Consider the following 26,567-nt stretch of genomic DNA (forward strand, 5'->3'; position numbering starts at 1 on the left):
GTTAAATCACATGAAAAAAATAATGAAGATATGTATCATGTTATTACTTTTCTTTTCTATCATGGCTGGTTGTGGAGCGGCAGAACCGGAAGAGGAAACACCAGCTGAAGATACGGAAGAAGCTACTAAAGAAGAAGCAAAAGATGTAGAGATAACATTTGGGGTTACACCTTGGACGAGTACAATCCCTCCTACTTATGTTGCTAAACAAATTTTAGAAGACATGGGTTATACAGTTCATTTACAAAGCGCAGACGCTGGGGCTGTCTATACAGGCTTATCTCGTGGTGATATCGATGTATTTATGGACTCATGGTTACCAGATCTGCATGCAAATTATATGGAACGATATGGTGATACAATTGATGATACAGCTGTAAGTTATGAAGAAGGTGAGCTTGGTTGGGTAATTCCGGCTGACATGGACATTAACTCTGTTGAAGAATTACAAGGAAACGAAGATTTGTTTGATGGAAAAATATACGGTATCGATGAAGGGGCTGGTATAACAGTTACTTCACGAGAAATAATTGAAGATTATGGACTAGACCTAGAATATGTATCATCTAGTGAAGCTGGTATGCTTTCACAAGCACGACGTGAAATTGGACAGGGTAACCCTGTATTGTTTTTAGGATGGAGACCTCACCCAATGTTCGTTAATTGGGATTTAAAAGTGTTAGAGGAAGACAGAGGATATTTCGAAACTTCACAGGTTCATGTTTTAACGAATATAGACTTTAAAGATAAAGCACCTGAAGCATATGAGTTCTTAAGTAATTGGAATATACCAGTAGCTGATGTGGAAGAAATGATCGTTAAAATTGATGAAGGTGAAGATGAAGATGATGTAGCAAGAGAATGGATTGAAAATAATGAGCAAAGAGTTAATGAAATGAAGGGCGAATAATAAAGGAAAATGAGAAGGGAATGTCCAGAGGTACAATTTCACCTTTGGACATTCCCTTTCTATTTAGTGATTACTTTAAAATACATTTATGTTGATAATCAAACAAATACCGCTTTTGCGGTTTTGTTCCTATGATGCGTTTTTATCATCTTTCACGTGCTCATTTTCCCAATAATCAGCATTCTTAATTCCAAGCTTTTTCGGATCAAACTGTGGGTCTAATCCTTGTTTCTTTTGACTTTCATAGTCCTTTAAAGCATTTAGCGCAGGCTTAGCTAAAAGAACAATCGCAATCATATTTAACCATACCATCAACCCTAAACCAATATCTCCTAACGCCCAAGCAAGCTCTGCTTCACGTATAGCCCCGAAAATAACAGCTAGTAGTAAAACAACTTTAAGTACGAACATCCCAATACTACGTAAGCTCTGCTTTCCTTTTGTTAGATAAGCAATATTTGTTTCTGCGATATAGTAATATGCCATAATCGTAGTAAAAGCAAATAAGAATAATGCAACTGCTACGAACCCAGCACCAAACCCTGGAAGTACTGATTCTATTGCTGCTTGAGTATAGGCGGGACCAGCAGTAATATCACCTAAACTATTAAAGATAAACCCACCATTAGGGTCTACTGTATTATACATTCCAGTAAATAAAATCATAAAAGCTGTTGCTGAACACACAAGTAATGTATCAATATAAACAGAAAAGGCTTGCACAAGTCCTTGTTTTGCTGGATGTGATACTTCCGCTGCAGCTGCTGCGTGCGGTCCTGTACCTTGACCAGCTTCATTCGAATAAATACCACGTTTAACTCCCCATGCAATCGCTAAACCGACAATTCCACCAAATACAGAATCAAACGCAAATGCACTACTTATAATTAAACTAATAACTGCTGGAAGCTCAGTAATATTAACCGCCACAATAATAAGCGAAAGTAGTATATATGCTAAAGCCATAAATGGTACAACAATCTGAGCAACGTTTGCAATACGTTTCACTCCACCAAAAATAATAACCCCAATAATTGCAATTAATATAAGACCTGTGTAAAGTTCAGGCAAACCAAACGCACCCTCAACAGCAAGGGCAATTGAATTTGCTTGGATTCCTGGCATAAGTAAGCTCATTGCTAGTAAAGCTGAGAAAGCAAATAGTACAGCATACCACTTCCACCCTAGACCTTTTTCAATGTAATATGCTGGACCACCTCGATATTGTCCATCTTGCTTTTCTTTATAAATCTGTGCCAATGTTGATTCGATAAAAGCACTTGCTGCTCCAATAAAAGCAATCATCCACATCCAGAATACTGCACCTGGACCTCCAAAGGCGATCGCAGTAGCCGTACCTGCAATATTCCCTGTACCTACACGCCCTGATAATGCAATTGTTAATGCTTGAAAAGAAGAAATACCTGCTTCTGAACTTTTTCCTTTAAACATTTGCATGACCATATCTTTTACAAGTCGAACCTGTAAAAAGCGAGTAAGAATAGAGAAAAGTAATCCTACCCCTAAACAAAGAATAATCATCGGTGTACTCCATAGAACACCATTTAACCAGTTCACAACCACTTCCATAAAAAACCCCCATTTCACATTTTTTCTTTTCTGTTAATTCAAAATTATAAGATACACTTTACCACAATACAATAGTAAAATATTTTATTTCTAAAGTATTGAAAGTTGTTAGATTTTATAACACTGTTTATGAAAGAAAAAAAGCAATCCCCATAAAAGGAATGACCCTTTTGAGAGAGGGCACTGAAAAAGTCCAATATAGACGATTCAAGAAGTGGTAATGGCTCCGCAAGTTGCGCGCTTACTATGAGAAAACCACTCATAGCGTGCTTTTGAAAAGAGGCAACGGCTTCGCGCATTACTTAAAGGCCGCTGAAAAAAGTGAAAATCACACTTTTTCAGCGGCCTCCTTTTGAGATTGCCTTTACATAATATTTAGCTTACTGTTTCTTCTAATTCATTAATTGGTTTTTCGTAATACTTAGTATCTTTACGTGCATTAAAACGGTCCGCTTTCTCTACTTTTACAGCAATATTGTAATCTGGCATGCCGGCAAATTTCTCGTAGCGTCCTTTCGGTAGTAGGAAGTTACCTTCTGGGAAATGAACGCCCAGATTCCCTCTTTTAATAGAAACAAATTTCGCGCGTCCTTGGAATACACCAAATTGGTTGTGAACGACGATCCCTTCACCCTCTTGGATACTTAACTCCTTAGCATCTTCTTCATTAATTAACACATCAAAACGCTCAGAGCGGTTAAATGGGTCGGTTTCACTATAGACCATTGAGTTAAACTGCTTACCACGTCTTGTTGTAATATAGAAGTCACCAGGCTTCTTATTTAAGTCTGGTATATCAACTGTAATTAAGCTACCTTTTCCATCTGCTGTTGGGCAAATACCGTCCTCACATAACCATGCACCACCCCATTGGAACACGTCACCTTGCTTTTTCAGATGCTGGACTCCTTCATAGCTCGGATTTGCTTTTGCTATTTCGTTACGGACTTCTTGTGCATTTTTAAAATCTACTAAATGAGCACTATCTGGTTTCACTCGCTTCGCCAAATCTACGTAAATCTTCCATTCAGTACGTGCTTCTTCAATTTTGTTTTTATTGCCTTCAATTTCAGGAGAGAAGTATACCATGCGTTCAGTTGATGTTGATGTACCCCCGCCCTCTTGCTCATAGCGTGTTTTTGCAGGTAAGACAATGACTGCTTCTTTCGCATCAACGAGGGTTGACGTGTTTAAAATGATATCTTGATGAACGCGAATATCTAATTCAGATAATGCCTTTTCAACGAAATCAGGGTCAGGCATTGTTTCTAAGAAGTTACCGCCAGATAAATAATAAAGTTTGATTTTACGTTCGTGTTCCTTTGGAAGAACGATATTTTCAAGTGTTACCCCAACAATATCCCCTTGCCATCTAGGTAAATTAAAGCCCCATAACTTTTCAATTCGACCGATGTTATCACCTTTAAAGTCTCCACCTGGTAATACAAATGGATCAGCTCCCATTTCACCACTACCTTGAACAGATGAGTGACCACGGAATGGCATTAATCCGTTATATTTACGACCTAAGTAACCACGTAAAAGGGCTAAGTTTGCCACTTGTGAGATATTATCAGTTGCAAAAGAATGCATTGTTAAACCTAGTGACCAAGCAAACACCGCGTTTTTACTTCTAGCTAATAGCTCTGATAATTCAATAATTCTTTCTTTCGTGATTCCTGATGATGCAATAATCTCATCCCATGATTGTTTTTTGACTTTAATTTTTAGCTCTCCATAACCATTTACATGGTCCTTAACAAATGAGTGATTAATAGCAGAGCCATGTTGCTTCTCTTCCATTTCAAACCAGTGCTTCATAATTCCGTGCATGAACGCAATATCTCCACCTATGTTTACTTGATAGAAATCATCAGCAACTTTTGTACCGAAAAGTGCTGATTCTGGAACAGAAGGAACCCAGTATTCATCCATAGAAGGCTCTCTGTAAGGATTGACAACAATAATTTTTGTTCCTTTTTTCTTCGCTTCTAACATATATTTTGTTGAAACTGGCGATGCATTAGAAGCAACACTTCCCCAAAATAAAAGGACATCCGTTCCAATCCAGTCTTGATAGTTCGCAGTAGATGCGCCCACGCCAACTGACCTTTTAAGTGCAGTCTTACTTGGTGAGTGACAAATACGAGAGGCATTATCAATATGATTTGTTCCTAGAAAACGAGCTACTTTCGCTGCTACATAGTAAGACTCATTTGTAATCCCTCTTGAGGTTAAGTAAAAAGCATATTGTTTAGGGTCTAGCTTTTTCATTTTCTTCGCGATCATATCCATTGCTTCATCCCACGATAATCGAGAGAATTTTCTTTCACCTGGACGACGAATTAAAGGATACGGAATACGACCTAGTTTTCTTAGTTCTGTACTTGAGTATTGTCGTAATTCATCAATATCAGCATGAAGAATTTCCTCTTTAATTGCTGGCATTGTGTTCAAACGAAGTACGTTAAACCTTGTTGTACACATATGTGGTCCTGTTAATGTTTGATCATATAGTCCAGATACCCCAAGTGCACAGCCATCACAAACACCTTTAGTAATAATGTTTGCTGCATAACCTAAATTGTCTTTATTCTCCCAGACTGTTTTAAAAGACTCACGAATATGCTTTGGCTTCACTTTGCCAAGACCAAATGGAATCGGACTTACCCAGTGTTTAGGCGCTGGCATTTTTGATTTTTTCATTGGTCCAGTATGTTTTGTTTTCCCCATTTATAACAACTCCTTACTTACTTTTAGGTTCTCTTTTTTTCAACATCATCTATAGGATTAATTCAGTTTACTTTTCATGAATAGTAAATCTTTTTAAAAAAACCACCGTAATGTTTCTTATTATAGTAAGAAAGCTACGGTGGTTGAGTCTTGGGCAGGGTCGCTGCTAAGTGCCAAACCTACTTATTAGAAAATTTCTGTTCAATGTCTTCATCAAAAACGAATATGGACATTCCTAAATCACGTTCGATATTAATATCTACGAATAGTTCAACAAATTTGCATTGCAGAAATTCTTCCATTTCTGCTGGTGGATTTTTACGATACAAATCCTTAACCATTTCTGTACGTGCTGCACGAAGCATTTGCTTCCCTTCATCTGCACTTGCTATAAACTTTTCAATTGGAGATAAGTTTCCTTCCATCTCACAAATCGCCCAGTTTTGACAGAACCTTGTATTAATCTTACTCGGTCCCTTCCCCATGTGCTTTTTTCTAAATGCCCGTACTAAGTTACTAAATTCCGCCTCATATTTATTCATATTAGTCAACCCTCTAACTTTATTCTTATTTTTAAAGGGTAGTATTTACGATACTATCTGTCAACTTGCTAATTTTTCAGATTCATTTTTCATCCGTAATTGATTAATATCCACTCGAATGACTACTGAAACAATTAGAGCAATAACAAACATTCCAGCAAAGATATATAATGTACCTGCATAACTATCTGTTGTTTCACGTACCCATGAAGCGATAATTGGGCCAGCTAGTCCTGCACATGACCATGCAGTTAAAATGTAACCATGAATTGCTCCAAGTTGTCTCGTACCAAATAAGTCTCCAATATAAGCTGGAATAGAAGCGAATCCTCCACCGTAGCATGTTAAGATTAAGAAAAGCACCGCTTGAAACATGATGGCATGTGTAATACTAGGTAACACGAAAAATGATACGATTTGAATGACAAAAAATGTTGTATACACATTTGGTCGCCCAATGTAATCAGAGATTGACGCCCAGCCAAGTCGTCCAACACCATTGAATAGACCCATAATACCAACCATTGTCGCAGCTGCTGCTGCAGAAAGTCCTGCAATTTCTTGTGCCATCGGTGATGCTACTGAAAGAACGGCAATACCACATGTTACGTTAATGAATAACATAACCCATAAATACCAGAATCGTTTTGTTTTAATTGCTTGATTTGCAGTTAATTGAGATAAATCAGCTAAAGGTTTTTTTACACCTGATTCTACTTGTTGCTTCATTCCTTCTGGCAACCAGCCTTCAGGTGGTCTTTCTAAATAAAGAGCAGAAGCAATCATGATTGTGAAATATACCGCGCCTAAAATAAAGAATGTATTGGCTATCCCAACAGAACTAATCAAGTTTGCCATAATTGGACTAGCAATCATGGCCGCAAATCCAAAGCCCATAATTGCAAGACCAGTTGCTAACCCACGTCGGTCTGGGAACCACTTGATTAGTGTTGATACAGGAGTTATGTAGCCGACACCTAAACCAATACCACCTAAAGCTCCGTAAGTAATATAAAATAATGTTAGGCTCCCCATATTGATAGCAATACCTGAACCTATTAATCCAACACCAAAAAAGATTGCTGACACTAACCCTGATTTACGGGGACCGTGTTTTTCAACAAAGTGCCCCATGAACGCGGCAGATAATCCTAAAAAGATAATAGCAATGCTAAAAGTTAACGAAATAGCACTTAAGCTCCAGCCGAACTGCTCTTGCAATGGATTTGTAAAAACACTCCATGCATAGACAGAACCGATTGAAATATGTATACCTACAGCTGCTAGGGCAATTAGCCAGCGATTTTTTACTTTACCCATTCTAATTTCCTCCTTATTTAATTGTAGAGTTGAGTTTTTCCACACAAAAAACCGCCGCAAATTTCAGATCTATTGTTGTAAAACAATATCATTGAAAGTGGCGACGGTTAGTATCAAGCAGGTTCACTACTATAGGACCAACTAGGACGCTTAATTTAGCATGTTCTATTTTAGACCGATGACAGGTTCGCTATCTCGCATCTGAAATGTTACATGTTTGTGAATTCTCTTAAATAATACCTTGATAGTATTTGTTTTTCAACACATTTTTTTCACAAATTGTTAACAAACATTTCATAGTTTTCTCAAAATGGTAGAAATTCTTTAAAATTTAAAATAGTTGTCAGGTAGAAAATTATATGGTTATATTTCATTTAGAATATTTTGAGTCGGCATATACGATTACTGGAGGTGTAAAAAATGAGTAAAAATACGAGTATACAAAGGAAAATTGTACGTTATAGTGAAGCTAAGTTGAATGTGGTAGAGGATGAAATTGTAACTGAGTTTCCATTAACAATCCTAGTAAACAATGATGAATTTGCAACGATCGTCTGTACGCCGAGTCACCTTGATGAAATGGTGGTTGGTTTTTTGGCATCAGAAGGAATCATTCGTATGAAAGATGATATAAAGGACCTGTCAATTGATGAAGGGAAAGGATTCGCCTATGTCCAATTACATTCACAACAAATAACAAATCAACAATACTATTCTAAAAGATTTATAGGCTCTTGCTGTGGAAAAAGCCGACAGTTTTATTTTCAAAATGATGTACGTACAGCTAAAACATCTACTACTAAAACAACGATTACACCAGAAGATTGCATAAGTTTGATGAAGAACTTACAAGAATCTAGTAATATGTTTCATCAGACTGGTGGAGTACATAATGCTGGGCTATGTGACTCTACTACTATGTTGGTTAGTCGAACAGATATTGGTAGACATAATGCCATAGACAAACTTTTTGGATATAGTATAATTCATAAGATACCCGTACGAGACAAAATACTTGTTTTTAGTGGAAGAATATCTTCTGAGGTTTTAACAAAAGCCGCAAAAATTGGTGTTGGCATTATTTTATCAAAGTCGGCTCCAACTGATTTGGCGATACAACTTGCAGAAGATTTAAATATAACGGCAGTTGGTTTTATCCGTGGTTCGTCCTTTAATATCTATTCTCATCCTGAGCGGATCGTTTTATTAGCAGAACAGAAAAAGGAGGATACGAATAGTGAATAATCAACCGATACTAGATAAATTAGAACGTCCCTTAAGAGATTTACGAATCTCTGTAACTGATAAATGTAATTTTCGCTGTAGTTATTGTATGCCTGCTGAATTATTTGGCTCGGATTACCCTTTTCTTCAGCGCAAAGAGCTCCTTTCATTTGAAGAAATTGAACGTTTAACAAAAATATTTGTACAATCCCTCGGGGTTAGGAAAATTCGTATTACAGGTGGAGAACCGTTAATGCGACGGAATTTACCCGAATTAATCCACATGATTCATGAAATTGATGGTGTCGAGGATATTGCAATGACAACAAATGCCTCTCTTCTACCTCAATATGCAATACAATTGAGAGAAGCTGGTTTAAAGCGTGTTTCTATAAGCCTCGATTCACTAGACAATGAATTATTTAAAAAGATTAACGGTAGAGATGTATCTGTGGAAACTGTACTAGCTGGTATTGATGCAGCTAGTAATGCAGGTCTACAAGTTAAAATTAATATGGTTGTAAAACGTGGAATGAATGAAAAAGAAGTTGTTCCGATGGCAAAATTCTTTCGTGAAAAGGGACCTATACTACGTTTTATCGAGTTTATGGATGTTGGGAATACTAACGAATGGAAACTTGATGATGTTTATTCGAAGCAACAAATTATAGAAGATATTAACAAAGTTATGCCCCTCTCCCCTATTTCTCAAAACTATACTGGTGAAGTAGCGAAGCGTTATAAATATAATGATTCTGATGGAGAAATTGGCGTTATATCATCTGTGACAGATGCATTCTGTGGTAGCTGCAATCGTGCTCGCTTATCTGCAGATGGAAAACTATATACATGCTTGTTCTCTTCGGTTGGCCACGACATTAGAGAGCCAGTACGTTCAACAATGACAGACATAGAAGTTGCCAACTACTTACAATCTATCTGGAATAAACGAGATGATCGGTATTCGGAAGACCGAGAACAACTTCAAGCTACAAGGAAAAAGGTTGAAATGTCCCATATTGGCGGTTAGAATGAGCTATAATGGCATGTTCAATCAATAAAGGGGGAAATTGGAATGAGTTCATGTAAATTAGACCATCCGGTAGAAGATGTTCGTAAAAAGCTTGCTGATCAGAAAACGTTTTTACCTGTAGAATTAGTTGAAGGTACGTCAAAACTATTAGATCAAGGACCTTCTCAACAAGTGTTAAATGAAGTATTTCACCTTCTTAAGAAATACGATTTATCATCTAAGGAAGAACAACAATCACGAAATGAGCAATTGAAGAAGTATATATAAGAATATAAAACAAGGCTGTCTCACTTTTGAGACAGCCTTTACTCTTTTTTACTGTGGACTTTAATCAGTTAAGTTGAAGGGATAATGAAGCTCTTTCAAATGATTCTTTATTTCACCTTTTGTTTACGGTCTTCCATTTGGGGTGGCTCTTCCATCCAACCATTTTTGATCATAATTTTTCCACCCTTATGGGCATATTCAAATATGTCTTACATGAAAATTGACATTTTGGTTAGTAAGTCATTTCTTAAACTAAAAGCAGATCCAAGTGAGTTACTCCCCATAGAAAAACTACAAAAAAGACTTGTACAATACATCATCAGTTTATCGGAAAATGGAGCAACTGTTGAACGAGTCGCACGCCCACCTGCCGGCTGAGGGGTTGGTATATCAACTTGAAGTAACAATTCACTAAAGCAGGATACCATCATTCCTCTGGTAGAGGATTTGCGTTAGTTGTCGTCGTTATCATCCTACTACTAATACTCGGTGCAATGTGGTACTACTCTCATTCAAGAACTCCGAAAGCTTATTAAACCATGCTAAAATTTAAAGGCTATGCTATTGAAAAGAGAGTCTGAAAAAGTGTGATTTTCACTTTTTCAGACCCCTTAATGAAAAATGGCATAGCTTTTTTCCAATTCACAAGAATAGTTTTCAATTCCATACATTGTTTTCCTATTTTTGGAGAAAATAATGGCAAATGATTTTGGAGGATTGCCTAATGAATAACAATGAAACAAATCATCAATGGGACAAACAGCCTGAACCATACTGGAGAAAAAATATAGATATCGCCTCTTTCGATTCCTTAAATGAAGATGTAACAGTAGATGTTGGGATTGTAGGTGGAGGAATTACAGGTATCACTACTGCTTATTTACTCAGTAAAGAAGGCGTAAAAGTTGCTTTAATTGACTCAGATCCAATTTTAAATGGCACGACAGGTCATACAACTGCAAAAGTTACAACACAGCATGGTGTTATTTACGATGAGTTAATACAGCATTTTGGATTAGAAAAAACGCAACAATACTACCAAGCTAACGATAAAGCGCGTGGATTTATTAAAGATACAATTCAACTACTAAGGATTGACTGTGATTGGGAGGAACAAGACGCTTACATATATACGAATCAAGAGAAAGAGTTAAGCAAGCTAACAAAAGAAGCACAAGCTTATGAAAAATTAAATATTAGTGGAAGAATCGTTCCTTCTATGCCACTTGATATACCAATGATTTCAGCACTTGTCATGGATAAACAAGCCCAATTTCATCCGTTAAAATACTTATTCCCTCTTACGCAGAAAATTCTTGAAGCTGGAGGTAAAATTTATGAAAATACGACTGCCCTTGACATTGAGGAAACCGCAACTTACGCCAACATCATTACAAGCAAGGGTCATAATGTTAGATGCGAAAAAGTTATCTCATGCTCTCATTACCCGTTTAATGATGGAAATGGACTTTATTTCACCAGACTTCATGCTGAGCGTTCTTATGTTGTAGCAATGAAATCAAACAAGCCTTACCCTGGAGGAATGTATCTTAGCTCTGAAAGCCCGAGTCGTTCTGTACGTACAACTCCGATTGGAGATGATAATCTACTACTCATCGGTGGCGAAGGCCATAAAACAGGACAAGGAATAAACACAATGAAGCATTATGAAGCACTTGCTGACTTCGGAAAAGAAGTTCTAGGACTAACGGATATTCACACACGCTGGTCTGCTCAAGATATCTATACTTTAGACAATGTCCCTTATGTTGGTCAGATGACTTCAACGAATGACACTATCCTTGTCGCAACTGGATACCGTAAATGGGGTATGACAAATGGAACAGCTGCTGCGATGATGCTTAAAGAGTTAATCATTAATGGCAAGAACCCATATGAAGAAACATTTACACCGTCAAGATTTAAAGCAGATCCGAGTATTAAAACATTTGTAACACAGAATACGGATGTAGCAGTTGAATTTGTAAAAGGAAAAGTTGGTTTAGGACAAATCCACCCCGAGCAAGTTAAAAATGGTGAAGCTGCTCATGTAAGTATTAATGGCCAAAAAACATGTGCTTATCGGGATGATAATGGTGAACTACATTTAGTTGATGCTACTTGTAAGCACCTTGGCTGTGAGGTTGAATGGAATGAAGGAGAAAAAACATGGGATTGCCCTTGCCATGGCTCGAGGTACACGATTCAAGGCGATATAGTAAATGGTCCCACGGTTGAACCTTTGGATGAACGAAAAATAGACTAAAAAATACGAGAGCACTGAAAAAAAAGTCTGTTTCAGAAGAGGCTGATTTAATGCAAATCTGCCTCTTCCCCTTGTTTATCATTTAACATATCCCCCGCTCGTTTTATTGTTACTAAAAGCATAATCTCAACAACAAAGAATGTAATGAGCATAACAATAACTAAAAATGCGGCAAGATGCATTTGAACACTTATGAGGAATGGTTGGATTAAAAGAAGTATTACATTTACAACTAGATAAATATTCCACGTAAACGTAGTTCTTGTGAGAAGTTCATGTAATCCGTTCCCTTTTGCCATTTCGTAGATTGCCTTGATAATGTAATATACCATAAATAATTTCAGCACGTTCTCAATCGTATAAACAACCAATATAAATGTGGATGCGACTGTCACAGTTACACCTTCTACAGCCCCACCTTGAGCTTCATAGATTGAAAATATAGAAATAAAGACAAGAATGTAAGCGAAAGGTCTTGCTTTTCCAAATATTTCGTTTTGGCTTACTAACAGTCCTAGACTTGAAACAACCATCATATAGCCTATAAAGTCAGGTAAAATGTCTAAGCCATTTAATCGAAAACTAAGAAAAACAAGAAGTAACCCCCAAAATAATCTGTGATAACCTTTTCTATACATTTAAGAGTCACTTCCTTCTTTAATTAAATCCTTTACAGTTCCTTCATCCAAATAAGGAGTATAATGTATATTTGTTGTTTGACTAAATTCTATTCCAGCTTCTGTTTCAAATAGCAAACTTGTATCTAGTTTGTAAAAATGAGTACTTTCAATTTCATTTCGGAACCTAAAGGCATAAGAAAGTTTAAAATGATCCCCTTTGGTAAAAGTAACAGGCAATGAAGTTTTATTAGCATAGTCATGAGGTAATTTATCAGTAAAATAATTTAGATTCCCTCTACTATATAGAATTTCTTGATTTTTTTCGATTGTAACAAGTAAAGAGTCTACCAAGAATTCTTCATAAGGTATTTGTACGTCTATTAAATGCAATGGCTCTTGAATGCCGAACATATCAAAGCCTGTGTGATCTGAACCACTCCCACTTGAACGGTAGTCGACTAAATTTTCTTGAACGACTTCTCGTTCTTTGATATCTCGAATGCGAATAGTACCTATGTTAACACTTTCACTGTCGCCATTACTGTAATGTACAATCATATCCTCAAAATCTAGTGTATCAAATAGTTCAGAGTCTATACGAATCATCAACTTCATCAACACTGTATGGGTGAAATGCTGATGAGGGTAATTTCCTTCAATATGGACATAGTCTACTCCAGGTATATCTACCCGGTAAATATAGTTTCCTTCCTGATAATTGGAATTGGTTAGATAATATAACTCGACGTAATTTGTGTCACCCCAACTCAATACATCATAATAATGCTCCATAAATAAGGGCTTAGACAGTTGATGACTTTTGTAGTATAGAATATTTCCTGTCCAAAGAATGGCAAGGATTATTAAGCCAATAACAACTGTCGTTTTGTTAAAAGATAAAAGTTTATTTGTCATATAAAAACTCCTTTAATAATGTATCTACTTTGTTTACGTCCATCGCAAATGATTAGTTTCAGAAAACGAATACAAACCTAATTTTTACACAAATTAACTTTATTAGAAAGATTTTTTTAGGAGGAATTAGATGAAGTACGAGGAATTAAAACAGGTCATACTGCTCGTTCAAGACGCTAAAAATATTGGCTGGGATTTTACTCAAGACGGAAAGTTACTACAGGCGAATAACGGAAATTATGACCATGAACCTGTCACATTTACGAGTGAAGAGCAGTTATTAGAATGGCTTGAAGAACAATATGATGCTGAAATGTAATGATTTGTTACTGACTCCATTATCTAGTTGGATCAGAGTGAAAAAGTATGTCCACACTTTTCCACTCTGATCCTTTTTGTTCTTTGAAATGCTTTACCAATTTTCGTTTTGCGGGTTTTGTTCTTTATCACTCAATTTCTGATAAAATAAATAGAAAATGAGGAGTTAAGCTAATGAAATTAATTATTAATGCTGATGATTTTGGTTATTCAAGAGGTATTAATCACGGCATAATTGATAGCTATAAGTACGGTGTACTAACAAGTGCTACGATGATGATGAATATGCCGGGTACAGAACATGCTGTCCAACTTGCGAAGGAGCATCCTGGTTTAGGCGTTGGAGTTCACTTAGTATTAACAACGAGAAAACCTTTGCACCGAGATGTTCCTTCACTAATTTCACATGATGGCATATTTAAAACAAGAAAAGAAGTGTTTGATTTTACATCAATAAACATAGAAGATATTGAAAAGGAATGGACCGAACAAATTGAGAAGTTATTGTCCTTTGGATTGAAACCATCTCATTTAGATAGTCATCATTTTGTTCACTCTCATCCACAAATCAGTCCAGTTCTATTTAAGTTAGCTGAAAAATATCAGATTCCTGCAAGAAATCATTTTCTGGTCGAGAAACCGCCTTCTATCCGAACGACAGATGTATTTATTGATAAGTTTCATAAGGATGGTATCACATTGAAAACATTTTTTGAGCTAACACTATATAAAAATCAAACAGTTGAAGTGATGGCACATCCTGGTTATTTAGATGAGGAAATATTGAATCACTCCTCCTACTCTTTTCCAAGAACTAAGGAAGTGGTCATATTAACCTCAATGGAATTAATGAGTTGGATAGAAAAAGAACAGGTTAAATTAATAAATTTTAACCATATATAAATAACCACATAGGAGTACATTTGCTATTTTGGAACGTGTTCAGTTCAGTTATTGGGGAGAAGAAAAGTAAATTCACTTCTAACAATACATTTTAGCATATGAAACAGAAGGAAGACGAAATTTAAAGTTTTTTAATAAAGAAGCTAAAACCTCTATCTTCTTCCAAGATTTTTGGTTGGTTTTCTTTTTATATTACTTTTTCAGTAATACATTAGCTTGCTTCATCACATTTGTTACTAAATCGTCAACTGTTTGATCCTTTGCTAGTCTTGGGCTTTGCCCTGACCACAATGACATGTACTGTGGGTTATTTTGACCTACTGATGCTTTTCGAATAGCGCTTGTCAGGGTGTTTTGCACTGGATAACTAGGAAGTTCGCATTCAATATCTTTCATTTTTTCAATGAATTCATTTTGAATACCTCTTGCTGATTTACCCGAAAAAGCTTTTGTCAAAGTAGTATCGTTTTCTTTTGCTTCAAGAAGTGCCTTTTTATATACTTGGTGTGCACCACTTTCTTTGCACGTAAGGAATGCTGAGCCCATTTGAACTGCTTGTGCCCCTAGGCAAAAAGCAGCCATTAAACCACGCCCATCCATAATTCCACCTGCTGCAATAACCGGTATCGTTACAGCATCAGCTACTTGCGGGATGAGTGACATGAGGCCAATCATTCCGCTATCACAGTCTCCAGTAAATGTCCCTCGATGTCCACCAGCTTCACTTCCTTGAACGACAACTATATCCATTCCCGCTTTTTCATTAAGAATCGCTTCTTCAACAGTTGTTGCTGTTCCGATTACGATAGTTCCATTTTCTCTTAATTCGTTAATTATGTCTTTTGGCGGTAATCCAAAAGTAAACGAACATACTGGAACCTTCTCATCTCTCACTACCTTCACTTGCTCATAAAAAGTTGAAAAACCCTCCTCAGCAGTAGCAATTTGGGGGTTATCATCCTTTATCACTAATTCGTCTCGAAAAGGTTGTAATAACTCATTTGCTATCTGTAACTCATTTTCAGTAATTGTAAACTCACTTGGTATAAAGATATTGACACCAAAATTATATTTCGTCATATTGCGAACTTCTTGAATCTGTTGTTTAATTTGGCTTGCATTCATATAACCAGCGCCAATCATGCCTAATGTACCTGCATTCGATGCTGCACTTACTAAAGCCGAGGATGTAATGCCACCTGCCATAGGTGCTTGAATGATTGGGTGTTCTATCTTTAAAAGTTCTGTTACATGGTTTTTAAACATTGATTATTCCTCCCACTTTACTACTTAATTTATTTTCTCAAAAAAGTACAAACAGTTCAAAATATTTTATAAATAAATTTGTTTAGGACAAGTTTTGATTTGGGTACATCATTTATACAACAAGCAATTGCTTGATTATATAGATATAATCGAAAAGGCCACATGAGATTGGTTGTTCCCCCTCCCATCTCGTGAGGTCTTTTATTACATACAATTTCCAGTTAAAAAATCTACATAAAAAACGTTAAAACGAGCAGATTAACTAGTACATCATACAAAGGAGGTCATTTAGATGCAAAACAACAACAGTAACAACTCAAATCAATTAGTGGTACCTGGAGTTCAGCAAGCACTAGACCAAATGAAGTATGAAATTGCACAGGAATTTAACGTACAGTTAGGTCCTGATGCTACTTCAAGAGCAAATGGTTCTGTAGGTGGCGAAATTACGAAGCGTCTTGTTCAAATGGCTGAACAGCAAATGAACGGCACTATTCAATAGTTCTTCTTAAGAATTTAATATTTGGCTTTTTGAAGCAGGCATTTGCCTGCTTCTTTTTTCGTTTAGGATTTACTTTCATTTTTAGATGTAAAATTTTTTAAATAATATTGTTTAGGACAAGTTTTGATTTGGGTACGTCATTTATACAACAAGCAACTGCGCTTGATTATATAGATAGACAGAGTTTTGTGAGATTGAAATAATCGTTTCAATTTCACAACGTAATTCTCCTCGTGTGATTGGCTGTTCCCCCTCCCGATCCCATGAGGTTTTTTACTGTCTTAATGATTCTAACAAAATTCCACCATTTTCTAATGAAAAAACCTACATAAAAAGCGAAAAAAAGCGCAGATTAACTAATGAATCATACAAAGGAGGTCATTTAGATGCAAAATAACAACAGTAACAACTCAAATCAATTAGTGGTACCTGGAGTTCAACAAGCACTAGACCAAATGAAGTATGAAATTGCACAGGAATTTAACGTACAGTTAGGTCCTGACGCTACTTCAAGAGCAAATGGTTCTGTAGGTGGCGAAATCACGAAGCGCCTTGTTCAAATGGCTGAGCAACAAATGAACGGCACGATTCAATAATAACCAACTTACCCAACTTCCAATTTCAATCAATTTAATATTTGGCTTTTTGAAGCAGGCGATTGCCTGCTTCTTTTTTTAGTAGAACAAAAACCGAAAAGCGTTCTTTTGTTTAAGCTTTCACTTATCGACAGCTTAAGTATTTTTAAATTTTCTAAGCCATTAAAAAATCCAGTGACAAGAGAAACTTGCCACTGGAATTATATGCTCATCATTAATGCGCAAACACATGGTTTTCAATAACAACTGAGACCGTTCGACTTCTTACCCATTGGTCGTTTGTTTTGGCTGGATTGTAGAAGTAAAGAGAACCATTAGTAGGGTCTTCTCCGTTTAAGGCTCGTCTAGCTGCCTCTCTGTTATTTCTATCAGGAACTGATGAGTGAATGATGCCACTACCTGCTGGACTAAATTGATAATGATCGTGGCTTTTTTCGAATATAACCCCTCTTATCGTATTAGGAAAGTCACGATGGTTCATTCGATTTAGGATTACTGCTCCTACTGCAATTTGTCCTCTAAGGGACTCTCCTCTAGCTTCTGCGTGAATCATTTTTGCTAGCCATTCAACTTCTTCTTCGCTTATTCCTGTTGCTGTACGTTGTGCTGTACCTGGAATTAATAAAGTTTGTCCAATTAATATGTTTGAAGAAGAGAGATTATTAGCGCTCATAAGAGCATTGACAGTTGTACCATATTTATTGGCAATTTGTGATAAGGTGTCTCCTGCAACGACTCGGTAATGTGATGTTTGACTGTGAGTAGTCCCAGTGCGTTGTTGAGGAGACAATTGCAGTACCTGTCCAACATGTATCATATCTGAAGTGAGATTGTTCATTCTTTTAATATTTGCTACCGTTGTTCCATGTCGATTCGCTATTAGGAAAAGAGTATCACCTTGCCGGACTCTGTAAGAACTTGTAGTTCTTTGAGTATCGCCTTGAATTCTCAACGACTGACCTACATATAATGTATCACCAGTTAAATTGTTAATACTTCTTAAATGCTCTACTGATGTACCAAATCGATTGGCTAAAATCCATAATGTATCACCTGAAGAAACTATGTACGTATTTTGTACTGCTTGTTGTTTTGTACGTGGTTCAGCGGCATGTGTTTTAGATTCTGTATTTACAAAAGCTAATGAAGTGACTAACACTGTACCTGCCATAACCTTTGCACCAAGCAATTTAAAGTTTGGAAATTTCTCATCAATATAATTCTTGGCTTTTGTCTCAATAGATTGTGCATCTTCTTTTATTTCCTCAAATTCTGTAGCAAATTCAACCGAATGGGTATCTAAAAATAAAATGATTTCATATCCATCATGTAATTTCTCTAGTTTATAGTGAGTAAAATTCATCTTTATATCCACCCCTTCCTGCCCTATTGTTTCCAAACTTCTTAATTTTGATAAAAATTTGTGTATCGGATGATATAAGAGCACGACAAAAAGCACAGTGGAAAATTTCCACTGTGCACTTAAAGCGATTATTTAGTAATTTGTTGCACCTGTATAAGCATTTCTTGCAGTCGACTCTGTAGCGTATGAACGTCTGTCCCATCAGTAGTTGCTTTTTTCATTAAGAGTTCTGGAATATTGCATGCAGACTCTCTTAACTTCTCACCTTTACTTGTAAGAGACACTATAACAACGCGTTCGTCTGAAGATAAACGCTTGCGTACAATCAGTTCATTCTCCTCCATCCGCTTTAACATTGGAGTTAGCGTTCCTGAGTCTAAATAAAGCAGTACACCCATTTCTTTTACAGAAATTTCAGAGTGTTCCCATAATACAAGCATAGCTAAATATTGAGGGTAAGTTAGTCCTAACGGTTCAAGTAATGGCTTATATAATTTCGTTATTTCTCTTGAGCAAGCATAGATAGTAAAACATAATTGATTCTCTAGCTTTAATATTTCTTCAGAGTTCAATGGTTACGCCTCCAGTAAACCTTTTATATCCGATTCAATTTTACCTGGTTTCGTTGCAGGTGCATATCGCTTTATAACGTTTCCCTTTTTATCGACTAAAAATTTAGTGAAATTCCATTTGATTTCTGATGAAAATAGTCCCTTTTTTTCTTTTGTTAGATGCTTAAAAAGAGGATGAGCATTAGGTCCCTTTACTTCACTCTTTTTAAAAAGCGGAAATGTAACACCAAAGTTCAGCTCACAAACTTGTGAAACCTCTTCATCTGTCCCAGGTTCTTGATTCAGAAACTGATTGCTAGGGAAACCTAGTACAACAAAGCCAATTTCTCCATATTCCTCATAGAGTTTCTGTAGTTCTTTAAATTGAGGAGCCAATCCACACTTGGTTGCTGTATTAACAATTAACATTACCTTACCTTCATAGTTTGATAAAGACACTTCTTCACCATTAATCTTTTCTACTGTAAATTGATGTACTGACATACGAATACCTCCCTGGATAAAATAACTGATTGTGGTTAATTTAATTGTGCGCAATTTAATTATAGTGAAAGTATATATTGCATCTAATTTATTTACAAGTAGAATACCTTATATTTTAAAAAAATCCCTCCACTCAAAATTTGTGAAAGGGATTTCATATAACATATTATTTTTTTTCACCAATGAAATAGCCAATAATACCGCCGATAACTGCTGGTACTAGCCAGCCTACACCCTCACTGTACAGAGGGATATATCCATATAAATCATGTAAAAATGTAATTTCAATACTAGCTATTGCTAATCCATCAACTATACTGACAATTGCTGCTCCAATAATAGCTCCGATATAAACGTTTGAATGAATTATTTTATCAATAAAGGAAAGAAGTATTAGCACCATTGCTATTGGATAAATAGCAATGAGAATTGGTAAAGAAAAAGCAATTAATTGGGAAAGACCCATATTTGCCATCGTTAAACTGAATAAGCATAAAATCGCGATTACAACTCGATAGGACAAACTTGGCATAAGTTTAACAAAATACTCTCCACAAGCTGAAACTAAGCCAATCGATGTTGTCAAACAAGCAAATGTAATAACTAACCCTAAAATAATCGCACCAGTTGAACCAAATAAAGCAGATGCAACTCCAGATAGAATAGCTCCACCGTTATCTAAGTATCCTATACTTGCTACACTACTTGCCCCTAGGTAAGCAAGGACAAGGTAAACAATAGACAAACCTAATCCCGCTATCAAACCAGCTTTTATAGTCGCTACTGCAATCGCTTTCTTTTCCGTGATGCCTTGTTCAGTTATTCTAGAAATAACAACGATTCCAAATACTAAGGCAGCAATCGTATCCATCGTTAAATACCCTTCAAGAAACCCTTTAAATAGCGGTGCAGACTGATACGCATCAAGTGCATGAGGGATTTCACCCATCGGTGTTAAAAATCCTTTTACAGCAAAAATCGCAATTAAAATTAATAAAATCGGGGTAAGTACCTTACCAATCCGTCCAACTAGCTTGGCTGGATTTAGAGCTAACATGTATGTAATTCCAAAAAATATAACCGTGTAAATAAATAAAGTTAAACCAGAATCAAGCAATCCCTCAGACAAAAAAGGTACAACTCCTATTTCGTATGCTACTGTACTCGTCCTAGGAATTCCAAAAAACGGGCCTATTGCTAAGTAAACTGTTAATGTAAAAGCAACAGCAAACAATGGATTGACCTTAGATGCTAGTGTTTGTAGATCTCCCCCTGTTCTAGCAATGGCTATGACTGCAAGAACGGGTAACCCTACACCAGTAGTTAAAAATCCAACCGTTGCCATCCACACATTCACACCTGCAGCTTGCCCCATCGCTGGGGGAAAAATTAAATTTCCTGCCCCAAGAAACAGTGCAAACATCATTAAACCAATGGCTATGTTTTCCTTTGTTGACATCTCTCTCATGATAATCCTCCATTATTACCTTCTAATTCTATAGCTTTTTTATACTATCATAATTTTTAAAAAATTATATCAAGATATAAAAAGTCTATATATTTTGGTAATTCTGTCTTTTGTCGTTCATCTAATAAGTATAAAGAACATCCCTTTAAAGAGAGAGGCCACTGAAAAGTGTGGTTTTCAGTGGCCTGATGAAGATTCCTATTAGTACAACTATATTTAAATAGCCTTCTAAGTCAAGTAATTCAATGTCTTCCACTGTTGGACCCTCTACTGTAATTTCCTTTTTAGCGAAGCTAATACTAGTCCTAGTTCGATCTCTTGCAGAACATGTACATTTGTTGTGGCTCTTTGTTCAAGTTTACTTGCCAATTCTTTAAAGCTAACTAATCCTGATACTGGGAAATCGAACTTTTTAATACCAAGTACAAGTGTATCATTACTTCTTTATGTGATAAACAATTGACTCATAGGGACGTAACTTTATTTCCTTTGCCATCTGGCTAGAGTCGGTGTAGTTTGATAATAAGATTGATCCACTCTTAATAATTGATACTAAGTCAACTGGTAATTCAAACATCGTCCCAATTCCAAAGAAATTATTAACAACTAGAAGAAGCTCTTCTTCATATGTTCTAGTATAAGCAAAAATTTGGTCGTGTTCTTTTAGTAAGAGCTTATAATCACCATGAGTGACTAATGGTAAATCCTTACGAAGCTGATTTAACTTTTTGTAATGATAAAAGATTGAATCTTGGTCATTTAATGCAGCCTCCGCATTAACTTCCGGGTAGTTACTAGCAACATTAATCCACGGTGTTCCTGTTGTAAAACCCGCTTGTGGTGAATTGTCCCATTGTACTGGTGTTCTAGAATTGTCACGGGATTTACGTTTGATAATCTCCATAATTTCTTCTTCTGGAATATCTTTTTCTTTCATGATGTTATAGTAATTTAATGTTTCAACATCACGATATTCAGAGATGTGATCGAACTTAGGGTCAGTCATTCCAAACTCTTCCCCTTGATAAATATAAGGAGTTCCTTGCATCATATGAATCGTTGTTGCTAACATTTTCGCAGATTCTTTGTGGAAAGTTTGGTCGTTTCCATAACGAGTAACAACTCTTGGTTGGTCATGGTTACACCAGAATAGTGCGTTCCATCCGCCACCTTTATGCATTTCTACTTGCCATGTTGATAGGATGTCCTTTAATGATTGGAAATCAACCTCACCGATTGCCCATTTTTCACCATTAGGATAGTCAACCTTTAAATGATGAAAGTTGAAAGTCATACTTAGTTCATTGTTTTCTGGGTTTGTATACTGGATACAATGATCGATCGTTGTAGAAGACATTTCTCCTACTGTCATTACATCATACTTTGAGAACACTTCTTGATTCAATTCCTTCATAAATTCATGAACTCTAGGACCATCTGTGTAAAATTTTCGTCCATCACCAGGGGCTACTGAGCCATCATCATTAGGAAACTGCTGGTCTTTTGAGATAAGGTTGATTACATCAAGGCGGAATCCGTTAACACCTTTATTGAACCAAAAGTGCATCATATCATATACCTTTTGTCTAACCTCATCGTTTTCCCAATTTAAATCTGCTTGTGTTACATCAAATAAATGAAGATAATATTGCTCTGTTTTCTCATCATACTTCCAAGCTGAACCACCAAATTTAGAAATCCAGTTAGAAGGCTCCTTACCATCTACTGGGTCCTTCCAGATGTAAAAGTCACGATATGGGTTGTTTTTCGATTCCTTAGACTTAATGAACCACTCATGTTCTGTAGATGTATGATTCACAACGATATCCATAATGACTTTAATGTTACGTTTATGTGCTTCTTCTAGTAGGCGATCAAAATCTTCCATCGTTCCATATTCATCATGTATAGAAAAGTAATCACTAATATCATAGCCATTATCTTTTTGTGGTGAGCGATAAATCGGAGTTAACCAAATAACATCAATTCCAAGCTCATGTAAATAATCTAGCTTCTGAATAATTCCTTGTAGATCTCCTACACCATTCCCTGTCGTATCATTAAAGCTTTTTGGGTAGATTTGATAGACTACTGCATTTCTCCACCATTCCATTTTATTCACGTATATCACTCCGGAATTTTAAGTCTAAATTTTTAGAAAAGAGTTTGTCTCAGTACTAGTTTCGCTCCTCATGGTTCTACGAGCAACCTACTAATAGTAAGACTTCAAAAGAAGATTGTCTCAAAAGTAAATAACAACATTTGGACAACCCTTTTCATGTTCACTATGCTTGCTTTTTAATTTTTGCAACTGTATATGTCAGTACAAATGGGACTATAATTGCAATTAACATACCGAAAAAGAACGGTAGCCATTTGTCAGGTACTATTGAGAATATACCTGGTAGTCCACCTACACCAATAGACATTGCTAATACTTTATTTACTGTAATCACAACAGCGGCAATTGCTGAACCAATAATTGCACATATAAACGGGTATTTAAATCTCAAATTGACCCCGAACATTGCTGGTTCAGTAATCCCTAGATAAGCTGACACGGATGAAGTGAAAGACAACCCTTTCAATTTCTCATCCTTCGTAGCGAACATCATCGCAAGGGCAGCAGAACCTTGTGCTATATTTGATAATGCTAAGATTGGCCATAAAAATGTTGCTCCGGTTGTTCCAATTAACTGAATATCGACTGCTAGGAATGTATGATGCATCCCTGTAATAACTAAGGGCGCATAAATTGCTCCATATAATAAACCGCCTAATGCTGCAAAATTATCAAAAATACCAACAAATAAAGCTGTTATACCATTACCAATTGCAAATGTAACAGGTCCAATCACGATAAATGATAAGAAACCAGTAACTAATAAAGCAATAGGGGCAACGAGCAATAATTGAAATGCATCAGGTATCCGCTTACGTAAGAAAATCTCTAATTTTGCTAAGATATACGCTGCAAATAAAATCGGTAAAACTTGTCCTTGATAACCGATCATGGCAATATCTAAACCAAATAAGTTCCAATAAGGCACTTCTCCCGCTTCTTTCGCAGCACCATAAGCCCAAGCATTTAATAAATCTGGATGAACTAACATAAGACCTAATACAATCCCGAGCAATGGATTTCCACCGAATTTTTTAACAGCTGACCAACCAATCAAACCAGGTAAAAATACAAATGCGGTATTGGCAATTAAGTTGATAATACTAGCAAAGTCAGCCCACTGCTGATGGACATCAACGATTGATTGTTCATCATAAAAGATTCCAGGCCCTGTTAAGATATTATTGATACCCATTAGTAAACCAGCAGTAACAATCGCTGGTAAAATAGGAATGAAAATATCAGCAAGCGTTTTAATTGCACGCTGTAAAGGATTCATTTTCTTTGCGGCTGCATCTTTTGTTTCTTCTTTCGTTGCTTCACCAATACCTGTTATATTGACCATTTCCTTGTATACCTTATCTACAAGACCTTGCCCAATAATGACCTGATATTGACCATTCGTACTAAAGGTACCCCTTACAATGTCAAGATTTTCTAGTGCTTCCTTGTTTACTTTAGATTCATCATGTAACACGAATCGTAAACGTGTGACACAGTGTGTAGCTGTAGAAATATTATCTTTCCCACCAATCGCTTCTACGATTTGTTCTACAACTTGTCTATTCACGTCTGCCATTTCTGTACCCTCCTGATGATAGCGATTTTTTAGTAAGTATTTAACTTAGCTATGTATATTAAACGCCCCTTCGCAAACTTGTATATACATGTTTGAGATAATTTCATCTTGTATATACAAGTTAGTTAATTAATATTTCATTGTTAATATGCTCAGAAAATAGGTAAATTAGTGATGAAATGTGCAAGAAATACCACCACTCTTATTAAGTACTAGTGAAATACAAAACAAAAAAGCTCAGAAAATATCTGAGCTTTCCCCTTATAATATGGACATGTAATTCGCTATTCATCAGAATCTTTTGATTCCTAAGTTTTCCGGACAAGAGTTCCTTTATATATAGTCAATTTTAATAATAATACCGAACTATTTAGTGATAACGGAACCTAAGTCCGCTTAATAATAATCTACCACCAAAATCGAAATATAACGTAATCAATGTCCTCTATCTTTATCACAATTATTTTGACAGTATATCCTGAGGGCGATAAATCACATAGCTAGTAGGTGTTTCTCTCACGATTACTTGTATACACTTCGGTTTATTATCTGTGTTGTCTAAGTACTTCTGAATATTTTCCCAGATCGTTCTTGCTACAACCTCTGTTGTCGGAAAATAATCTGGGTCTCTATCATTATAGTCTTCATTGTGGTCATTCAATAAACTGTGGTCATAACGCTTATGAACCAATTCCTTTAATATTTGAAAATTTACTAGAAATCCACTATCATTCAGTACATTCCCGGCAACAGTTATATTAACGAAATACGTGTGGCCATGGACATTTTTGCATTTACCAGCTGCATCATGTGGAATAAAGTGAGCTGCTGCAAAATGAAAATCTTTATTAAGCTCAAATCTATATGGGTGAGGTACTTGCGGATAAAATTGTTGCAACATCGTTGTTATTCATCTCCTTAATCATATAACACACTTCTACAATATACTTTTTATTATACGATAACAAGTATATCCTTTATTTTAAACTTGTTCAAAACGTTTAGTCCTACTAGTTAAAATACATAGTTAAAGCCTGATACAAGTTAGTCTCATATCAGGCTTTAACTAAAACTATTGTTTTAAGAAAAATCAATTGAGTTTTCTTTTTTGTTTTTCGAGAAAAATGATACCCATTGTAGCCAGTTCCTCTTAGTATTTTCTTCTACCTTAGAAGCAGCAACTTCTCTGTAATCAGTTACAAATTGCTGAAAGAGTTCTTCTCTCTCTTCTAGCTTATGTTGAATATACAATTTCTCTTCTTCATCCTTCTCTATATTCGTTCTTAGTTTATTAATTTCTTCATACGTATTGTTCGTTGTTTCTACAATACATTGCGAGTAATTTTCAAGAACCGTTTTACTTTGCTTCTGACCAATTTGAATTTCTTTCTTTATTTCACTCTTTAGTTCTTCTTTCACTTCATTAAGAAATTCGTCCTTTAATAATGAAAAAGAATCTTTTAAACTTTCTACATGTCCAACCGTTTCTTCATGTAGAGCAATCATATTACTATAATTTTCATTTGCTTCTTCTTGTACACTAGAAGTATCAACACTTACAAATTCTTCTTGAATTTCATCTATACTATTTCCTTCTAAAATATATCTAATATCCTCATCCTTTACATTCTTGTCCTTTAAGATTTTAATCTTACTTAGCATGTCAATCTCATACTCCGTATACATTCTCGCACCCGTCTTACTACGTTGAATATATAAGATCGTATTAAAGTTGTCTTCCCACTCTTTTAACTTACCTACTTGAAGCCTTAATTTCTTAGCCACTTCTTTCGTTGTATACCTTTTTACATCTGACATCTCCAACACCAACCTTTTCTATTATTTGTTCTATATACACAATTAGAGAAGGGTAGGTCATTTTTCCTTCTTAACGACAAATGTTCTAAAAAGAAGCGACCATTCTGCAAATGTTCCTAATTAATGCAGTTCTACTATTTAAAACCCTTAACGGAGC

At 35.9% G+C, this 26,567-nt stretch carries 24 protein-coding genes and 3 pseudogenes; 10 read left to right on the forward strand and 17 right to left on the reverse strand.

What is annotated here, in order from left to right; genetic code table 11:
• Positions 1 to 10 precede the first annotated feature (10 nt).
• Entirely contained in the window at positions 11 to 910 is a 900-nt protein-coding gene (locus CD003_RS08430) for a glycine betaine ABC transporter substrate-binding protein (RefSeq protein WP_096200695.1), read from the forward strand.
• A 129-nt stretch (positions 911 to 1,039) separates the two neighbouring features.
• Here the strand turns inward: CD003_RS08430 and CD003_RS08435 are convergent, their stop codons facing one another.
• The 4 genes from CD003_RS08435 to CD003_RS08450 form a co-directional block, all read right to left on the reverse strand.
• Complete coding sequence (locus tag CD003_RS08435; RefSeq protein WP_096200696.1) at positions 1,040 to 2,500, reverse strand: alanine/glycine:cation symporter family protein; 1,461 nt, start codon at positions 2,498 to 2,500, stop codon at positions 1,040 to 1,042.
• Positions 2,501 to 2,875: 375 nt separating this feature from the next.
• A complete protein-coding gene (locus CD003_RS08440) occupies positions 2,876 to 5,233 on the reverse strand; it encodes an FdhF/YdeP family oxidoreductase (protein ID WP_096200697.1) in 2,358 nt (785 codons plus the stop codon).
• A gap of 179 nt (positions 5,234 to 5,412) precedes the next feature.
• The gene (locus tag CD003_RS08445) at positions 5,413 to 5,775 is read right to left on the reverse strand and encodes a DUF2294 domain-containing protein (RefSeq protein ID WP_096200698.1); all 363 of its coding nucleotides are present in this window, start codon (positions 5,773 to 5,775) and stop codon (positions 5,413 to 5,415) included.
• Positions 5,776 to 5,835: 60 nt separating this feature from the next.
• Positions 5,836 to 7,095: an L-lactate MFS transporter gene (locus CD003_RS08450; protein WP_096200699.1), complete on the reverse strand. Its 1,260-nt coding sequence runs from the start codon at positions 7,093 to 7,095 to the stop codon at positions 5,836 to 5,838.
• A gap of 420 nt (positions 7,096 to 7,515) precedes the next feature.
• Between CD003_RS08450 and fdhD the strand changes: the two genes are divergently transcribed.
• The 3 genes from fdhD to CD003_RS08465 are packed head-to-tail and all read left to right on the forward strand — an operon-like array spanning position 7,516 to position 9,619.
• The gene (gene fdhD / locus CD003_RS08455) at positions 7,516 to 8,340 is read left to right on the forward strand and encodes a formate dehydrogenase accessory sulfurtransferase FdhD (RefSeq protein ID WP_096200700.1); all 825 of its coding nucleotides are present in this window, start codon (positions 7,516 to 7,518) and stop codon (positions 8,338 to 8,340) included.
• Entirely contained in the window at positions 8,330 to 9,349 is a 1,020-nt protein-coding gene (gene moaA / locus CD003_RS08460; RefSeq protein ID WP_373558559.1) for a GTP 3',8-cyclase MoaA, read from the forward strand. The genes fdhD and moaA overlap by 11 nt, the downstream gene beginning before the upstream one ends.
• A gap of 45 nt (positions 9,350 to 9,394) precedes the next feature.
• Positions 9,395 to 9,619 (forward strand): group-specific protein, encoded by a 225-nt coding sequence (locus CD003_RS08465; RefSeq protein WP_096200701.1) that lies wholly within the window; start codon positions 9,395 to 9,397, stop codon positions 9,617 to 9,619.
• Positions 9,620 to 9,726: 107 nt separating this feature from the next.
• Here the strand turns inward: CD003_RS08465 and CD003_RS08470 are convergent.
• A pseudogene (locus CD003_RS08470) lies at positions 9,727 to 10,047 on the reverse strand (DUF3231 family protein); the annotation flags it as partial.
• A gap of 6 nt (positions 10,048 to 10,053) precedes the next feature.
• Between CD003_RS08470 and CD003_RS08475 the strand changes: the two are divergent.
• Both CD003_RS08475 and CD003_RS08480 read left to right on the forward strand, forming a co-directional pair.
• Positions 10,054 to 10,155, forward strand: a pseudogene (locus CD003_RS08475) (YjcZ family sporulation protein); the annotation flags it as partial.
• A 188-nt stretch (positions 10,156 to 10,343) separates the two neighbouring features.
• Positions 10,344 to 11,885 carry an FAD-dependent oxidoreductase gene (locus CD003_RS08480; RefSeq protein ID WP_096200702.1) on the forward strand — a complete coding sequence of 514 codons (1,542 nt, stop codon included), beginning with the start codon at positions 10,344 to 10,346 and terminating at the stop codon, positions 11,883 to 11,885.
• 47 nt (positions 11,886 to 11,932) lie between these two features.
• On the opposite strand, the gene CD003_RS08485 is transcribed toward CD003_RS08480, so the two are convergent.
• Both CD003_RS08485 and CD003_RS08490 read right to left on the reverse strand, forming a co-directional pair.
• Positions 11,933 to 12,523 (reverse strand): hypothetical protein, encoded by a 591-nt coding sequence (locus CD003_RS08485; protein ID WP_096200703.1) that lies wholly within the window; start codon positions 12,521 to 12,523, stop codon positions 11,933 to 11,935.
• Positions 12,524 to 13,420 (reverse strand): hypothetical protein, encoded by an 897-nt coding sequence (locus tag CD003_RS08490; RefSeq protein WP_096200704.1) that lies wholly within the window; start codon positions 13,418 to 13,420, stop codon positions 12,524 to 12,526. It abuts the gene before it with no gap.
• Between the two features lie 130 nt (positions 13,421 to 13,550).
• On the opposite strand from CD003_RS08490, the gene CD003_RS08495 reads away from it, so the two are divergent.
• Together CD003_RS08495 and chbG are read left to right on the forward strand one after the other, a co-directional pair.
• Positions 13,551 to 13,739 (forward strand): hypothetical protein, encoded by a 189-nt coding sequence (locus CD003_RS08495; RefSeq protein WP_096200705.1) that lies wholly within the window; start codon positions 13,551 to 13,553, stop codon positions 13,737 to 13,739.
• A 173-nt stretch (positions 13,740 to 13,912) separates the two neighbouring features.
• Positions 13,913 to 14,641, forward strand: a complete 729-nt coding sequence (gene chbG / locus CD003_RS08500; protein ID WP_096200706.1) for a chitin disaccharide deacetylase — start codon at positions 13,913 to 13,915, stop codon at positions 14,639 to 14,641.
• Between the two features lie 192 nt (positions 14,642 to 14,833).
• On the opposite strand, the gene CD003_RS08505 is transcribed toward chbG, so the two are convergent.
• Positions 14,834 to 15,907: an NAD(P)H-dependent flavin oxidoreductase gene (locus CD003_RS08505; RefSeq protein ID WP_096200707.1), complete on the reverse strand. Its 1,074-nt coding sequence runs from the start codon at positions 15,905 to 15,907 to the stop codon at positions 14,834 to 14,836.
• Between the two features lie 292 nt (positions 15,908 to 16,199).
• Between CD003_RS08505 and CD003_RS08510 the strand changes: the two genes are divergently transcribed.
• Positions 16,200 to 16,409 (forward strand): alpha/beta-type small acid-soluble spore protein, encoded by a 210-nt coding sequence (locus CD003_RS08510; RefSeq protein WP_096200708.1) that lies wholly within the window; start codon positions 16,200 to 16,202, stop codon positions 16,407 to 16,409.
• 386 nt (positions 16,410 to 16,795) lie between these two features.
• Positions 16,796 to 17,005, forward strand: coding sequence for an alpha/beta-type small acid-soluble spore protein (locus tag CD003_RS08515; protein ID WP_096200708.1), 210 nt, complete (start codon positions 16,796 to 16,798; stop codon positions 17,003 to 17,005).
• 214 nt (positions 17,006 to 17,219) lie between these two features.
• Here the strand turns inward: CD003_RS08515 and CD003_RS08520 are convergent, their stop codons facing one another.
• From CD003_RS08520 to CD003_RS08560, 9 genes and pseudogenes are all read right to left on the reverse strand, one after another.
• On the reverse strand, positions 17,220 to 18,368 hold the full coding sequence (locus CD003_RS08520; protein ID WP_096200709.1) for a LysM peptidoglycan-binding domain-containing protein: 1,149 nt from the start codon (positions 18,366 to 18,368) through the stop codon (positions 17,220 to 17,222).
• 128 nt (positions 18,369 to 18,496) lie between these two features.
• Positions 18,497 to 18,940 carry a MarR family winged helix-turn-helix transcriptional regulator gene (locus CD003_RS08525; protein WP_096200710.1) on the reverse strand — a complete coding sequence of 148 codons (444 nt, stop codon included), beginning with the start codon at positions 18,938 to 18,940 and terminating at the stop codon, positions 18,497 to 18,499.
• Between the two features lie 3 nt (positions 18,941 to 18,943).
• Positions 18,944 to 19,423, reverse strand: a complete 480-nt coding sequence (locus CD003_RS08530) for a glutathione peroxidase (RefSeq protein WP_096200711.1) — start codon at positions 19,421 to 19,423, stop codon at positions 18,944 to 18,946.
• A gap of 166 nt (positions 19,424 to 19,589) precedes the next feature.
• Positions 19,590 to 20,894, reverse strand: coding sequence for a branched-chain amino acid transport system II carrier protein (gene brnQ, locus CD003_RS08535; protein WP_373558560.1), 1,305 nt, complete (start codon positions 20,892 to 20,894; stop codon positions 19,590 to 19,592).
• Between the two features lie 199 nt (positions 20,895 to 21,093).
• Positions 21,094 to 21,206: pseudogene (locus tag CD003_RS22605) on the reverse strand (trehalose operon repressor); the annotation flags it as partial.
• A 121-nt stretch (positions 21,207 to 21,327) separates the two neighbouring features.
• On the reverse strand, positions 21,328 to 23,004 hold the full coding sequence (treC, locus tag CD003_RS08545) for an alpha,alpha-phosphotrehalase (protein WP_096202298.1): 1,677 nt from the start codon (positions 23,002 to 23,004) through the stop codon (positions 21,328 to 21,330).
• Positions 23,005 to 23,176: 172 nt separating this feature from the next.
• Complete coding sequence (gene treP / locus CD003_RS08550; protein WP_096200713.1) at positions 23,177 to 24,592, reverse strand: PTS system trehalose-specific EIIBC component; 1,416 nt, start codon at positions 24,590 to 24,592, stop codon at positions 23,177 to 23,179.
• Positions 24,593 to 25,052: 460 nt separating this feature from the next.
• Positions 25,053 to 25,493, reverse strand: coding sequence for a 6-carboxytetrahydropterin synthase QueD (queD, locus tag CD003_RS08555; protein ID WP_096200714.1), 441 nt, complete (start codon positions 25,491 to 25,493; stop codon positions 25,053 to 25,055).
• A gap of 179 nt (positions 25,494 to 25,672) precedes the next feature.
• Complete coding sequence (locus CD003_RS08560) at positions 25,673 to 26,410, reverse strand: MerR family transcriptional regulator (protein ID WP_096200715.1); 738 nt, start codon at positions 26,408 to 26,410, stop codon at positions 25,673 to 25,675.
• Positions 26,411 to 26,567: the final 157 nt, after the last annotated feature.

It is taken from the genome of Bacillus sp. FJAT-45350, assembly GCF_002335805.1.
Lineage (GTDB): Bacteria > Bacillota > Bacilli > Bacillales > NISU01 > FJAT-45350.